The sequence below is a fragment of the Oscillospiraceae bacterium genome (genome assembly GCA_009780275.1).
GTDB lineage: Bacteria > Bacillota > Clostridia > Oscillospirales > UBA929 > WRAI01.
In genome coordinates this window covers 1-14410 of sequence record WRAI01000009.1, presented here as the reverse complement: position 1 = coordinate 14410, position 14410 = coordinate 1, and the positions used below count along the sequence as shown (strand labels likewise).

Genomic DNA, 14410 nt, shown 5'->3' with positions numbered 1-14410 from the left:
TTATGTATCTGGACCCGGGATTTGGCGGCATGTTGCTGCAAGTAATTATCGCCATCGTCGCCGTGGGCGGCGGCCTTTTGTTTGCCTTTCGCCGTAAGATTCGCGGCCTGTTCTCCCGCGACAAAAACGCGGGCAACACACCGCAAAATGATGTTCAAGAAGACGCCGTTGACATGCTTGACGACGAATGATTAACACGGTTTTAGGCACACCCTTAGGATTTATCATATACATCCCCTATCGCCTGTTCGACAGTTACGGACTGGCGATTTTGGCGTTTGCCGTCATTGTCAAGGCTGTTCTGTTTCCCATCATGCTTGTCGCGCACAAAAACTCCATTCGCCTGCTTCGCCTGCAACCCGAGCTGTATATCTTGAAACAGCGCTATACCGGCGACGCGCTGCACGAAGCGCAATACGACTTGTTCAAGCGTGAAAAATACAGCCCGCTGGTCGGGCTGTTGCCGCTGCTTGTGCAGTTGTTTTTGATTATGGGCATGCTGCAAGTTATGTACCACCCATTGCAACACATGTTGCGCCTGGACAGCCAAATCATTGATACCCTGGTGACCACCGTGCGCGGTATGGATGGCTCTTCAGGCGGATTCGCAGCGCAATTGAATGTTCTCGAAGCTTTCCAACACCCCGAAAATTGGCCGGCTTTCCGTGAAGCATTGTCGGCATATCCCAATGGCTATGAGGTGTTTGCTCAAATACAGGGCACGAATCTGCACTTTCTTGGCCTCAATTTAGGTGCGACACCGTCACTGGCACAACCCTCGATTGAATTGATTATCATTCTGCTGTCGGGGCTTGCCGCGCTGATTTTCTCACTGGTACAAAATGCTATCAGCCCCGGCGCCATCAGTCAAAGCCGCCGCACCAACTACGGTTTGATTATCTTTACCGTCTGCCTATCTGTCTATTTCGCCGCTGTTCTGCCAGTGGGTGTCGGGCTGTACTGGACGATCGGCAACCTCACTGCCATTGGCGTGGTCTATTTGCTGAATGCACTTCTGCCGCCCAAAAAGCTGGCCGGTGACGCCATCGCCCACATCCAGGCTACACGCAAGACGCCCGAGCAACTGCGTCAAGAGCGCGTGCGCAACAAAGGGCTCAAATCCCGTGAAAAAGCTGACGCAGCACGATTTGCCGCAGCGAAAAAACAGCTTGTCTTTTACGCCCTCAGCGGCGGGCAGTATAGGTATTATAAAAATATCATCGACTATATTTTGGCGCACAGCGACGCGACCATCCACTACTTGACCAATGACCCAGACGACGGCGTGTTCAAGCACGACAACGACCGCATTATCCCCTACTATGCCGGCCAACGCAAAACCATCGGGCTTATGCTGCGCCTGAATACCGATATTATGGTCACCACTGTACCCGACCTGCAAACCTTCCACATGAAGCGCTCCATCGTGCGTGACGACATTGAGTATATCTTCATTCCGCACAGCATGGCAAGTCTGCACGTCACTATGAAAGAAGCCGCCTGCGATCATTTTAACACGATACTCTGCGTCGGCCAACATCAAAACAACGAAGTGCGCCGCCGCGAAGCGTTGGCCGATTTGCCGCGCAAGAAGCTGGTCAAGGCCGGCTACGGCTTATATGACCAACTGGCAGAATCATATCAAACTTTACCGCAAACGCGCAATGAAAAGCTTGCAGACGACAGTCGCCCCAAGATCCTCATCGCCCCGTCATGGCAGCAAGACAACTTGCTCGACTTGTGCATTGATCCCATGCTGTCATCGCTGATCGATCAGGGCTATGAGATTATCATCCGTCCCCACCCACAATATATCCGCCTCTTTCCCTCACGCATGAACGCCCTGCAAGAGCGATACGCCAACAACGGCGACATTACTTTCGTCTTGGATTTTGCCGACAACACCTCGGTCTTTACCGCTGACCTGCTCATCACCGATTGGTCCAATATCGCGTTTGAATTTGCCTACTGCACACTACGTCCCTGTGTTTTCATCAACACGCCGATGAAGGTCATGAATCCTAACTATGAGCAATTCGGCCCTGAGATCGAAGTCGTAGACATCGTTCTGCGCGACATGGTCGGCGTATCGGTTGACCCCGATGACACGGATAACCTCAACCAAACCGTCACACAACTGCTGTCAAACCAAGGCGGCTACAAAGAGCAGATCGTACAAGCCAAGGAAAAATACCTTTACCATCCCGGCCGCAACGGCGAGGCGGGCGGTAAGTATATTATTCAGCAGCTGGAAAGCAGGAAGCAGGCATGAAAGCACTTATCTTAAACTCCGGCCGCGGTGTACGCATGGGCAGCTTAACCGAATTTACTTGCAAGTGTCTCGTTGAGGTCGCCAATGACGCAACGATACTTGATGCACAGCTCAAACTGCTCATTGAGACGGGACTGACCGATATCTGCATCACGACCGGCGCGTTTGCCGAAAAGTTGCAAGCCCACATTGCGGCACGCTACTCCGACCTGAACATCACGTTTGTCCACAATGACAAGTTTGAGCAAACCAACTATATCTATTCGATCTATCTGGCCAAAGACATGCTGCAAGATGACATTTTGCTGCTACACGGCGATTTGGTCTTTGAGCGCAGCGTATTGCACAACGCGTTAGATTCACCAAACAGCATCATGGTCACAGACACAACATTGCCCCTGCCGAAAAAAGATTTCAAAGCCGTCGTACAAGACGGCCGCGTTCGCCGCGTCGGCGTACATGAATTTTGCGCACAGTCGCGCTATGCTCAGCCAATGTACAAACTATGCAAAGCCGATTGGCTGCTGTGGCTGCAAGAAATTGAACGGTTTTGCCTTGCCGGCAACACAAGCGTATACGCCGAAAACGCTTTCAACGAAATTAGCCATGCAACCAATGTTTTGCCTTTGGAAATCGGCGGCCGCGCCTGCTTTGAAATTGACAACGCCGATGACCTTGTCTATGGCCAAGATATGTACAGGAAGCTAAGCGATAACAGGCTGTTGTAAACAGCACATATCATTCTTGTTCATAATATAAAATCGGGATTTACAGATTGTTTACAAGCCACCTATTGACAATTGCTTGACATTTCGTGTATAATGAGCCTTACAATGTGCAAAACATATATCAAATATTAAGGAGATTTCTGTACATGAAAAAAATTCTGACACTTTCACTTTGCTTAGTATTCATGTTGGCCATACTGGCGGCCTGTAATGGTGACAGCGGTGGCGCAGGCAATAATGTTGATGTTGACCACAACTTTGCCAACACCGGCGCTATGCTGACTGCCATCATTGAAGAAGCCAACGCCAACCTCGACGATTTTGACATGTTGTTCCCCAGCATGATGGAATCTTTTCCCAATGAATGGATTGGCGAAGACGAGATTCCGGTGTATGTTGAAAATCAACTCGGCATTACCATGACGCAGTTTGAGAATGATGTTGTCAATGTTTCACACGCATTGTCCATGATTGCAACACTCCCCCAAGAAGCCTTCTTATTCGAAACGGAAAATGCTGCCGATGCCGCTCGTCTTGCCGGCGCGCTGGCAAGCGGGTTTGATCCGCGCAAATGGATTTGTGTTTCTCCCGACTGGTCAATGGTCATGCAGGCCGGCAACTATGTCCTCTTGGCTTCCGGAAAGGCCGGCCAACGCGATGCCCTTGCCGCGGCATTTAATGAAACACTCGGCGTCAATGTGACTGCCAACGTCTTCTTTGAATGGGACGGCGAAGTCTGGTGGGATGAAGATCCTGACGGCGGCTTTGGTTTCGGCGGCGGCATGGAAGACATTGGTGGCATGGAGATTGACGGCGATAGTGACTATGTTTTCGACGCCAATAACGGCGGCATTGATGTGATTGACAACGATAACGAATAGAGAATACTAAACACCTTACAAGGGCGGCAACTTATCTGCCGCCCTTGCCCCATTGTAGCACTGTGATATAGCACGGCTAGACATTTTTCTTTACACCGTACGCAAAAATAAAAATCCCCCTCTATTTTTTTAGTGAAGACAAATGTTTTCCGCCATCGCTTTCATACGCTTAACGACCGTCGTTCACCAAGGAGATCGCCTTATGATGTTCGCCAGCATTGAGTTCCTATACTACTTCTTGCCTGCCCTACTCATCATCTATTTTATAACGCCCAACAAGATCCCGTTGCGCAATATGGTATTGCTAATTGCCAGCATGGTTTTCTATGCTTGGGGCGGACCGAAATTTCTATTTCTGATTTTGGGTCAAGTCTTTTTGGCCTGGCTCTTCGGGTTGTTTATCCACAAATGGCATGGCACACTTAAAGCGCGTGTCACTTTGATTTTGAGCATTGTCGTCGGTCTGGCCGGGCTGATGTTTTTTAAGTATACCAACTTCTTTATCGAAAATTTCAACGCCATTACAGGCCTCGGCATTTCTGAACTGACATGGTTGATTGTACCGCTCGGCATCAGCTTTTATACCTTCCAGTTGCTGAGCTACAATATTGACCTCTATCGCGGCACCGTCCAAGTGCAAAAGAATCCGCTGACATTGGCGACCTATGTCATGCTGTTCCCGCAAGTTATGGCGGGCCCCATCGTGCGCTACGCCGACATCATACCGGCACTGACCCAACGTAAAAGTACATTCAATGATTTTTACGAGGGCATACGGCGTTTCACCGTTGGTCTTGGTAAATCCATTCTGATTGGCGGCGCAATGGCCAATTTGACGACGGCTTTGGGCGCCGAGGCAAGCGTCCTCGCCATCGTACTGCGCTCGGCGTCCTTTACATTTCAAATCTATTTCCAGTTCTCGGGCTACAGCGATATGGCTATTGCCCTGGGACGTATCTTCGGCTTCCGCATTACCGAAAACTTTAACTACCCCCTTACTGCCCAAAGCATCACCGATTTTTGGCGGCGCTGGCACATCTCGCTCGGATTATGGCTGCGCGACTACATCTACATCCCCATGGGCGGTAATCGCAAGCGCCAATGGCTCAACATCCTCGTTGTTTGGTCTCTCATCGGCTTCTTGCAGGGCGCAGCTTGGAATTTCATCCTTTGGGGACTCTTCTTTGTTGTCGTCCTCCTCGTCGAGAAGAAACTGCTGGGCAATTTCTTAGCAAACCGCTCGGCCATCTTCCGGCACATCTATACACTGATCATCGTTTTAATCAGCTTTATGATTTTCCGCGCCAACAATGTTTTTGAAGCCCAAAGTCTGGCCGGACCATTGTCACTGTTTTATCTGCGCAGCTATGCCGTTTTGCTGGCACTGGCAGCCATCGGCTCAACTGAGCTGCCGCGGCGCCTGTTTATGACACGCTATGTACGGTGGTTAGAGCCGGTCGCCGTAGCGCTCTGTTTAATCGTCTCAACGGCGTTTCTGGTTGACACAACGTTCGACCCGCTACTCTATGTACGTTTTTAGGCAAACATTCAACTAATCCCGCCGCTTTACGCGCCGTTTTTAAGAAATTCTAAGAGGTTTGGACTCATGAGCACAGCAAAAATAAAATTACGTGAAATCATCACGCTGGCTGTCTTTTTCATCGTCATCGGCAGTTTTACCATGCTAAATTTCGTCATTACCCCGCCCGAGTTCATCGACAGCGAACGCCGCCGCCCCGCCCAATCGCCCAATTTTACGCTAAATACCCTCTTCAGCGGCGAATTCATGGTCGGCAACGACCACAATGTCGGCGGCTTTGACAGCTATGTAACCGATAATTTTGTTTTCCGTGAGCAATTGCGCTCAGTACGTGCTATGACTATGTTTCACATCTTCCGCCAAGCAAGCAAAGACGGTCTCTTCTTCACCCGCGAGGCAGGCATCGGCAGCCTCGAACAGCTTGACGAAGCGCAGTATCGCCGAAGTGCTGCACAAATCGGCAGTTTGTTTGAGTTGATGGACGGATTAAACTTGTATTTTTCCGTCATCCCCGGCAAGAGCTTCTACACACCTCACCATCAACTGGAGCTTGATCCTATTCGCGGCATGGCGATTATTCAAGAGGAGCTGCCCGACGTTGAAATGATTGACATCACCGCTGCACTGACTATTGGCGATTTTTATTATACCGACCTGCACTGGGATCAAACACGGCTATGGGATGTTGTTGCCGCTTTGTCGCAAGCCATGGACTTTCCCATGCCTCAACAAACTGATATTCAGACTGTCGGCGAATGGCGCGGCGCATACTACGGACAACTGGCTCTGCCCATGCGCCCTGATATAATGCGCATTCATGATATTCCCGGCGTCACGGCGTATTACTGGACACCGCAAGGCATTCAGCAAGGCCCTGTTCATGACGAGCGCGGCTTTCATAGCGTTGACCCGTTCAACATCTTCCTGCGCGGCCCACAGCCGCTCATTTGGCTGGAAACGGGGCATCAAACCGGGCGCAATTTATATGTTTTCCGCGACTCATTTGGTTCCAGTATTGCACCCCTTCTTGCACTGAGTGAGGGATATGACCAAGTCGTACTCATTGACCTCCGTCTGATTCATGGTCGAGTGTTGGATGATGTCTTTACGTTTACGCCCGAATCTGATGTATTGTTTTTATACAGCACGCAAATTTTAAATAACTCGGTACTGTTCCAAGGCAGATAATAATTTGCACTATTGATTTTCTGCATCTGATAATATATACTAAAATCATATGTACCCCCGTAGTTAAATGGATATAACGAGATCCTCCTAAGAACCCAATCTACGTTTCACTTTTTGCTCATTGGCCCTCATCGTACAAGGGATAGTACAAGCCCCTCCTAAGGACAAGACCGTTCGATTCTAAAAGCCCATAAATTCCGCATAAAAAGTGAATAAGCCTCCGTAACACAATGGATAGTGTACGCCCCTCCTAAGGGCGGAATGCAGGTTCGATCCCTGCCGGGGGTGCCATGCAAACGCCGTAGCCGCAGTGGTTGCGGTGTTGTTGCTTTCTTTCCACCAGAGTTTGATGGCAGCAAATGCGCGAATGAAATATTATACAATCTCGTTGCATGTTTGCTAATTAGAGTCGAACGCTTTAAGGGTATTTTGCTAATAAAACGAACCACTTTGCTAATGGGACTACATGGTATAGTACTCATTTTGAGTTCGACTCCAACATCTTAGCAAGCATTTCAATCATTTCCGGTGAGCTCTTTAACTGCTCAAACATAGCCGCTAAATCTACCGTAGACTTTTCCTGTTCAGGTGGGCGCACATCCCTTAAATCAGGGTTAGAGTAAAACGCCGCTTCAAACTTCTGCGCGTTCACCTTCCTATCCTCATCAAGAATATGTGCGTACACTTTGGCGATCATGTCGATTTCCGCGTGGCCGGTGTCGCCTTGGGTAGCTTTCAGGTCACCGTGATTGAGTTTCAGCTTATAAGTCGTGCTGGAATGTCGTAGGGAGTGAAACACCACATTTGGCAACCCAGCTTGCTCACGCAGCTTTTCAAACTCTTTCAGCAGAATTCTTCCCTCGCACGGGCGGCCGTTAGGCAAAGCGATGACCAGATTGTAATCCTGATACTCATCTCTAAGAAAATCTTTGAGTTCGTCCTGCGCATCTTTCCATTGCCGTAGGATGTGGGCAACTGTCTTTGGCAGCCACACTTTGCGGATGCTTGATTCGGTTTTGGGTTTCTTGAGTACAACGCGGGTGCTGGTGTTGCCCATCATCGGTGAAAAGATGTGTATGACATCCCGTTTGTCTAAAACCTCAAGGGAGCGTTTTGAGCAGCGCAGCAGTTCCTTATCGATGTAAACATACGCATCATCCGCAATGATGTTTTCATCGGAGATATGTACGTTATCCCAAGCCAGTCCTAAAATCTCGCCCTCCCGCATGGAACAGGCGAAGGCCAAATTCAGCGCTATGTACAGTTTGCTGTCTCTGCATTGATCCAAAGCCTTCCGAATCATATCCGCATCCCATATGTCACGCTTTTTATAGGCTACCTTTTTTATGGTGACATTCTCAAAAGGATTTCTTGCGATCATTTCCCAACGAACCGCCTGTTTAAAAGCGCACTTAAGCAGCTTATGAACCAGCGCGATCGTTGTGTCGGTAAGGTATTCATTCTTGGGCTTGCGATTCCGACTTTTAACCGGCTCAGTCTTTTTCAACTGCTTGTAATAAGCGTCAATGAATCTGGGGTCGCATCCTGAACCGGTGTGTCGCCGATTATCGGATTGATGTAGTTGCTAATCAGCCCGACGTTGCCATCGTAGGTAGACATACTCCAATTAGCTTCTCCGTACAAGGAAACGAAATCATATAGAAAGCCGGACACAGTCTGGTTCTGCGGCGGGATGAAAGTCCCTTCGTTCTGCTGGTTTTCAACCTCTGCCTTGCGCCGCAAGGCTTCCTTATGGGTTCCCCAAGTTTCCCACTTCTGCTGTTTATCTCCGTTTTCGTCTGTATAATAATAGACCACGGAATATTTACTTTTGCGTTTGATAATAGATGCCATAATAATTTCTCTCCTTTACGTGTTTTGGCTGTCCAACCACTCGTCAAAGGACTTTTTTGAAATTCGTATGGCGTTGCCGATGCGAACTGTCTTAAAATCCCCCTCCCTCACAAGTTTGTACGCGCTTGTTCTGCCAATGCCGAGGATTGCGGCAATTTCCTCAACAAGATAGGTGCGCCGCTCTCCCGGCTGCGGCGACCGGATATTGGATTGATACATGATGTGCCCTTTCCTTGCATATCCTAAGCGCGATGAACACGGTCACGGACAATGCAACTTAATAAAGATAAGGCAAAAGCATCATCTTTAAAAGCTGCGTTTTCGAATCAATTTGTGTAGTCAATTAGGTGTTCGTATCATTAGTATCTATGAGTTGGCCGGGATTGTCAAACTCCACCACAGCTATTAGGATGAATTTACCTTTCATCCATAGTATGTGCGTTCAGAAAAAAGTAGCCATTGATTTTCACCGCCTTTTTATCGAAATATGAAAGTGGTCATACATAAGTAAGCGTCAAATAGATCGACGTCTGCACAGGGGCGAGTTCGTGTGGTATGTTGATGTGGTTTGCCTGGGACGACATATCCGAAAAGTGAGCAATGTTGAGGGTGTAAATGCCGTCTTGCGGCATTTACACCCTTTTTTGTTCGCCGAAGCCGGTGTTTTCCACGCAAACTCGAAACGCTTAAGGCTGTTCTTGATGTTTTCGCTGACGCTTACAACCAATTCCGCCTTTCGAAAATGATGTTTCGCCAAAACTGTAACCCAAATTCCCGCGAATGGCCCTTCTCCGTGCTGAGCTTCTTGTAATCTGCGCAATGTGGCCTCTCCCCTTTCAAAAGGAGTGGCTAAATAGCATTCATGAGTCAGCGTAAAAGCACTCCATAAAAACGTTAAACCGAATGATATTTTCTTCTTGCGGTTCATGTTGTCGCTTTGGTGCAGGAAAAGGGATGATTTTGGCGGTGTTTTGGTTTGCCGGATTTTTGATAGCTGTGTTGTTAGTCATAATAATTGACTCCTTTGATAAATAAAATATTAAACATTATCAAGAACAGTCTCGAAGTTTCCCCATTGCAAGCCCATACTCCGAATCGTCTTTACATATGCTCAAACCTAATATGATTTCGCACATGCAACTCCAAAACGATGAATCCATGCCATGCTCGCCCTGCTGCGAATTGCTTGGTGCGGACGGATATATGGCGGATTATCACAAATGCTTAGAAGCCGGCTGCGATGCGGTTATGCTTGAAGAATTGCAAATCGACAGAGATACAGTGACTCGCTGGCAGCGATTGCTGGATTTGTCGGAAGTGGACTTTGACAAAGAAGGGATTGATCAGGATTGTACACTCGAAGTATGGAGCGTCGAATTTGACAATGGATGCGTCGCTGATTTGAAACTGTGCTCAGGAGACACCAGTTTATTTTTGGACCCAGTTTTATTTAGACCCTTGAATGGCGGGTTGATCGAAGAACTCGTTCTTGATTGCCCCGACAATATACTGGGCGACCATGTATTTGCGAATTATGTAATGCGTGTAACATTAAAAACAGAATAGCCATCCCACACAAGAGCCTTGTTGACAGGGCTCTTTTCTTTTATACGGTCATACATTCATCGGTGGCCGGGGTTTCCAAAGGGGCGGCAAGCCCACTTTGGCACACGATTTTGCTTGCAAAGTCTAGTGTGTTATGCCTGCCCGCCGACTGACGGGCAAAACCGCACCGCCGCCAATGAGTGTGGTGTGGTTTTGTTCGTCAGGAAAACGGGTCGCGGTTTTTGAGCGTAGCGAGAAAAGCAACTGCCCGGTTTCATAAGAAGGGTAAGGCATACCTTGCTTTTTCGTGCGACTTGTGGTAAAATTATTATTAACGAAATTTGCACTTATATCACAAATAATATCGGAGGGATACATACCATGTTTAAGAAAACTTTTAGCCTAATCCTGTGCGTCATGCTGCTGGCACTCTTGCCCGCTTCCGCTGCGGTGACGCCGACGGTAGAGTTAGCTGCGGCGGCGTTTACTACCGAGCCGATGATTGCGGCGGGAGAATTGCATACAGTAGCATTGCGCAATGATGGCACAGTGTGGGCTTGGGGGTCGAATAGGGAAGGCGTGCTGGGTAACGGCGGCTCTGTCTCAAGTAGAGAACCTGCTCCCCAGCAAGTTCGAAATCTTAGTGAAGTGACGGCTGTTGCAGCCAATGCGTCTCATACGGTGGCGTTACGTAATGATGGCACAGTGTGGGCGTGGGGAGCAAATTGGGATGGAGAGTTAGGCGACGGCACTACGCTTCGACGCACTCGCCCTGTGCAAGTACAAAATCTTAATAATGTGACGGCAATTGCGGCTGGTAAAAACTTTACCATAGCATTGCGTAATGATGGTACAGTATGGGCTTGGGGTTCAAATTACGAGGGGCGGTTGGGCAATGGTACCGGCGGTGTCTGGGAAGACCGCAGCACTGTTCCCGTGCGAGTACAAGGCCTTAGCAATATGGTAGCTGTTGATGTCAGTCGAGGCCATGCCGTAGCGTTACGTAATGATGGCACAGTGTGGGCGTGGGGAGAAAATTGCTGTGGGCAGTTGGGTGACGGTACGGCCGTTGACCGCTTTACTCCTGCGCGAGTGCAAGGCCTTAGCAATGTGACAGCTATTGCGGCTGGTGCGTTCCATACGGTAGCGTTGCGTAATGATGGCACAGTGTGGGCGTGGGGAGCAAATTGGGATGGAGATGGCACTAATGTCAGCAGCTATGCTCCTGTGCAAGTACAAGGCCTTAGCAATGTGACAGCTATTGCAAGTATACATAATCATACTGTGGCATTGCGTAATAATGGCACGGTATGGACTTGGGGCTGGAATAGTGAGGGGCAATTGGGTGACGGCACAATGACCAATCGGAATGCTCCTGTGCAAGTACAAGGCCTTAGCAATGTGACAGCAATTAATACTGGTATAGTACACACGGTAGTGTTGCGTAACGATGGCACAGTGTGGGCGTGGGGATGGAATGCTGAACGTCAGTTGGGCGACAACGACAGTGATGCCTGGCCTCGTAATATCACTACTCCCGTGCAGGTGATAGACCCAAATGATGACAGCGGCTTTTTTCACTTGCTGGAACTGATACCGTGCGATGACTGTGGCGAGTATCCGTCGATTTGCCCCGCGCCGCTCGAACCCTGCGATGACTGCGGTGAGCCTGATTGCGATGGCGACTGCGGAACGCAGCCCACCCGCACTCTTTGGGATTACGATTCCAACCCCAACAGCTGGGCACGCGAATATCTCGAAACAGCCTACGACATGGGCTTAATTTCCGAGCGCGTGTTGCAAAACAGCGTTTGGCGGGAGGGCATTCCGCGGCTTTACATCGCCGATTTGGCGGCGCGGTTTATCGAGGCACAGAGCGGCATGACGGTCGCCGACTTTGTCGCTTCACGCGACCCGGGCAGCCTGCACGAGATTTTGTTTGACGACAGCGCCGACCCCGATGTGCTTGCCCTGGCGCGGTTGGGCGTCATTTTGGGCGAGAGCTCGGTCAACTGGGAGGGCGTCCGATTCAACCCGAACGGTCTGGTCGACCGCCAAAGCGCGGCGGTGCTGCTGGGCCGGCTTGTCACCCTGTTCGGCGGCGAAGTGCCGGAAATCGGCGAAATTTCGCAGGTTGACTTGCCGTTCCAAGACGCAGTACCGAGTTGGGCGAGAGGCTCAGTATATTTCTTGTATCACCAAAACCCAAGAATAATGAGTAACACAAGCTCACAGCTAGGTGTGTATATTTTTTCACCGCAGATGCAGTTCCAGTGCCAAATGATGGTCATCGCCATGGTCCGCACAGGCAATGTGGTGGGATAAACGTGATGTTGTGTCACTTAAAAACAGTTGTAAGGGGTAACTTTTTGGAGCTGTTGACAAACCTCTATCATTTGCGCGTGAAATTTGCTATAATAAAGTCATCAAACATTCAGTTGAGGTTGCTGCGATGATGGCGAAACGTACAAACACACAAATAAAAATGCACTTCTGCACGATAGAGATGCTGATGCCGCAAGAACATTTCTTGCGCGATATTGCCGCTGCGATAGATTTTGAGTTCATCTACGAAAAGGTGTCGCACCTCTATTCGGCAGTTGGGCGCCCATCGATTGACCCGGTCGTGATTGTAAAAACGCTGCTGCTCGGCTATTTGTACGGCGAGATGTCTGAGCGTAAGCTGATGAGTGAGATACAAGTAAATATCGCGTATCGATGGTTTCTCGGCATTGATTTGGACGAGCCGGTGCCCAACCATTCCACGCTATCGCAATTACGCCGCCGAAAATTCAACAACTCGCGATTATTTGAAGATATTTTCGATGAAATAGTGAAAAAACGCATAAACGTTGGGCTTGTCACGGGTGAAGTTTTATTGACGGACTCTACTCATATTCGAGCAAATGCCGCAAATGATAAACGCGAAACAATCATCGTGCAGCACGAACCATCGGAATATATGAAAAAACTAGATGAAATGGCGTTAGCCGATGGGCTGATAAAAGAATCAGCTCAACCAAAGACAGGCGAAACAAAAGAAATAACACAAAGCACAACCGACGCGGATTGCGGTCTGATGAACCGTCCCGGCAAGCCAACCGGATTTCATTATTTGAACCATCAAACGATAGATGGCGGCAGCGGCATCATAACGGATGTATTCGTCACTTCTGGCAATACCCTTGATCATCAGCATCACGCCGCACGCATCAATTACCAAGTGGATAAATTTGGGCTTGCCACAACAGCCATTGGCGGCGATGCGGGATATGATGTGCCGGAAGTACACGCCGAAATGTACAAGCGTGGGATTAAGACATATATTCCACGCAAAGCCAGTAGTGCCAAGGAACTCGAAAGCATGTTTCCGCGTGAGGCGTTTGAGTATAATCATACGCTGGATGCCTATATTTGTCCGATTGGATGCTTGTTAAGTTTTAGCTCATTCAGAAAAGGGCGTGGTGTGAAACGCTATCAAAGTCGTGCTTCTGATTGTCGTGATTGCCCGCTTAAAGTGAGTTGTATTGCAGGCAAGGGCAAGATTAAATGTTTCGAGCGCTCCTATCATTGGACAGAATATGAGAAACAACACGAAAATGATAAGACAGAGCGTTATCTCGAAGTGCAAAAGCTGCGAAAAATATGGTGCGAAGACACTTTTGCACATCAAAAGGCGCGACATTGTCTAACGCGAGCGAAAATGAGAGGCATAGCTCAAGTATCTGAGCAATGCCTCCTCTCGGCGTGCGCGGTTAATCTAAAAAGGATGATTGCGACATTGAAAACTCCTCTGCCTGCATCATATTTCATCAAAAATCTCGTGCTACACACCATAGCACGAGATTTTTGATGGTGTTTGTCAACAGCTCCATTTTATACACCCCTTTGCATTGTTAACGAAAACCACCGGCTGAGGCAAGGTATAGTGAAATATCAATCTTTTTTCGGACTCCTGCACTCATCCGGAACCGCCTCACCCCAAGGCAGCAGCCTATCCAGTGTCCCGGTGGAGGTGTTGGGCACGGATTCAAACAGGAGCTTAAGGTATTCAAACGGTTTCAACCCGTTCTCCTTCGCCGTTTCAACAATAGAATAAACAACGCTGCTGGCTCTCGCACCCTTCTGCGTGTTGCAAAACAGCCAGTTTTTGCGGCCGATCACAAAGGGTCTGATGCGCAATTAAAGTTCAAAGAACGAGAGAATTTGCGGCTTCAAATGGAGGTTGACCTGCTAAAAAAGTTGGACGCCCTCGAAAGGGGGCGAGACAAGGGTTAAGTTTAGTGCGCCTTGAATCTGAATACTTAGCTGTGCAGAGCCTGCACAACGAGAAAAACTACCCAATTTCTGCACTTAGTGATGTGATTTCACTGAATCGTTCATCATATTACAAATGGCTGTG

At 48.8% G+C, this 14410-nt stretch carries 11 protein-coding genes, 1 tRNA gene and 2 pseudogenes; 10 read left to right on the top strand and 4 right to left on the bottom strand.

Going from position 1 to position 14410, the window contains the following annotated elements; all coding sequences use genetic code 11:
• Positions 1 to 2 precede the first annotated feature (2 nt).
• The 7 genes from FWE06_04050 to FWE06_04020 all read left to right on the top strand — a co-directional run bounded on the left by FWE06_04050 (position 3) and on the right by FWE06_04020 (position 6900).
• The gene (locus FWE06_04050; GenBank protein ID MCL2546351.1) at positions 3 to 191 is read left to right on the top strand and encodes a hypothetical protein; all 189 of its coding nucleotides are present in this window, start codon (positions 3 to 5) and stop codon (positions 189 to 191) included.
• Entirely contained in the window at positions 188 to 2272 is a 2085-nt protein-coding gene (locus FWE06_04045) for a YidC/Oxa1 family membrane protein insertase (protein MCL2546350.1), read from the top strand. Before FWE06_04050 ends, FWE06_04045 begins: the two co-directional genes overlap by 4 nt.
• A complete protein-coding gene (locus FWE06_04040; GenBank protein MCL2546349.1) occupies positions 2269 to 3000 on the top strand; it encodes a sugar phosphate nucleotidyltransferase in 732 nt (243 codons plus the stop codon). Before FWE06_04045 ends, FWE06_04040 begins: the two co-directional genes overlap by 4 nt.
• Before the next feature lie 146 nt (positions 3001 to 3146).
• On the top strand, positions 3147 to 3881 hold the full coding sequence (locus FWE06_04035) for a hypothetical protein (GenBank protein MCL2546348.1): 735 nt from the start codon (positions 3147 to 3149) through the stop codon (positions 3879 to 3881).
• Positions 3882 to 4083: 202 nt separating this feature from the next.
• Positions 4084 to 5421 carry an MBOAT family protein gene (locus tag FWE06_04030; protein MCL2546347.1) on the top strand — a complete coding sequence of 446 codons (1338 nt, stop codon included), beginning with the start codon at positions 4084 to 4086 and terminating at the stop codon, positions 5419 to 5421.
• Between the two features lie 66 nt (positions 5422 to 5487).
• The gene (locus FWE06_04025; protein ID MCL2546346.1) at positions 5488 to 6609 is read left to right on the top strand and encodes a hypothetical protein; all 1122 of its coding nucleotides are present in this window, start codon (positions 5488 to 5490) and stop codon (positions 6607 to 6609) included.
• A 216-nt stretch (positions 6610 to 6825) separates the two neighbouring features.
• Positions 6826 to 6900, top strand: a tRNA-Arg gene (locus tag FWE06_04020).
• 187 nt (positions 6901 to 7087) lie between these two features.
• Here FWE06_04020 and FWE06_04015 read toward each other — a convergent pair.
• The 3 genes and pseudogenes from FWE06_04015 to FWE06_04005 form a co-directional block, all read right to left on the bottom strand.
• Positions 7088 to 8463: pseudogene (locus FWE06_04015) on the bottom strand (site-specific integrase).
• A 15-nt stretch (positions 8464 to 8478) separates the two neighbouring features.
• Positions 8479 to 8682 carry a helix-turn-helix domain-containing protein gene (locus tag FWE06_04010; protein ID MCL2546345.1) on the bottom strand — a complete coding sequence of 68 codons (204 nt, stop codon included), beginning with the start codon at positions 8680 to 8682 and terminating at the stop codon, positions 8479 to 8481.
• Positions 8683 to 9323: 641 nt separating this feature from the next.
• Positions 9324 to 9473, bottom strand: coding sequence for a hypothetical protein (locus FWE06_04005; GenBank protein ID MCL2546344.1), 150 nt, complete (start codon positions 9471 to 9473; stop codon positions 9324 to 9326).
• A gap of 124 nt (positions 9474 to 9597) precedes the next feature.
• Here FWE06_04005 and FWE06_04000 point away from each other — a divergent pair, with 124 nt between their 5' ends.
• The 3 genes from FWE06_04000 (at position 9598) to FWE06_03990 (ending at position 13861) form a co-directional block, all read left to right on the top strand.
• On the top strand, positions 9598 to 10029 hold the full coding sequence (locus FWE06_04000; GenBank protein MCL2546343.1) for a hypothetical protein: 432 nt from the start codon (positions 9598 to 9600) through the stop codon (positions 10027 to 10029).
• A gap of 360 nt (positions 10030 to 10389) precedes the next feature.
• Positions 10390 to 12333 (top strand): hypothetical protein, encoded by a 1944-nt coding sequence (locus FWE06_03995; protein ID MCL2546342.1) that lies wholly within the window; start codon positions 10390 to 10392, stop codon positions 12331 to 12333.
• A gap of 127 nt (positions 12334 to 12460) precedes the next feature.
• Positions 12461 to 13861: a transposase gene (locus FWE06_03990; protein MCL2546341.1), complete on the top strand. Its 1401-nt coding sequence runs from the start codon at positions 12461 to 12463 to the stop codon at positions 13859 to 13861.
• 83 nt (positions 13862 to 13944) lie between these two features.
• Here FWE06_03990 and FWE06_03985 read toward each other — a convergent pair.
• Positions 13945 to 14184 (bottom strand): annotated as a pseudogene (locus tag FWE06_03985) (transposase domain-containing protein).
• Positions 14185 to 14410: the final 226 nt, after the last annotated feature.

What these genes read in the sequence shown, in the direction of transcription:
- FWE06_03995 (MCL2546342.1), top strand. Translation starts at nt 10,390, where the DNA reads ATGTTTAAGAAAACTTTTAGCCTAATCCTGTGCGTCATGCTGCTGGCA.
- FWE06_04010 (MCL2546345.1), bottom strand. Translation starts at nt 8,682, where the DNA reads ATGTATCAATCCAATATCCGGTCGCCGCAGCCGGGAGAGCGGCGCACC.
- FWE06_04045 (MCL2546350.1), top strand. Translation starts at nt 188, where the DNA reads ATGATTAACACGGTTTTAGGCACACCCTTAGGATTTATCATATACATC.
- FWE06_03990 (MCL2546341.1), top strand. Translation starts at nt 12,461, where the DNA reads ATGATGGCGAAACGTACAAACACACAAATAAAAATGCACTTCTGCACG.
- FWE06_04000 (MCL2546343.1), top strand. Translation starts at nt 9,598, where the DNA reads ATGCAACTCCAAAACGATGAATCCATGCCATGCTCGCCCTGCTGCGAA.
- FWE06_04030 (MCL2546347.1), top strand. Translation starts at nt 4,084, where the DNA reads ATGATGTTCGCCAGCATTGAGTTCCTATACTACTTCTTGCCTGCCCTA.
- FWE06_04005 (MCL2546344.1), bottom strand. Translation starts at nt 9,473, where the DNA reads ATGACTAACAACACAGCTATCAAAAATCCGGCAAACCAAAACACCGCC.
- FWE06_04050 (MCL2546351.1), top strand. Translation starts at nt 3, where the DNA reads ATGTATCTGGACCCGGGATTTGGCGGCATGTTGCTGCAAGTAATTATC.
- FWE06_04040 (MCL2546349.1), top strand. Translation starts at nt 2,269, where the DNA reads ATGAAAGCACTTATCTTAAACTCCGGCCGCGGTGTACGCATGGGCAGC.
- FWE06_04025 (MCL2546346.1), top strand. Translation starts at nt 5,488, where the DNA reads ATGAGCACAGCAAAAATAAAATTACGTGAAATCATCACGCTGGCTGTC.
- FWE06_04035 (MCL2546348.1), top strand. Translation starts at nt 3,147, where the DNA reads ATGAAAAAAATTCTGACACTTTCACTTTGCTTAGTATTCATGTTGGCC.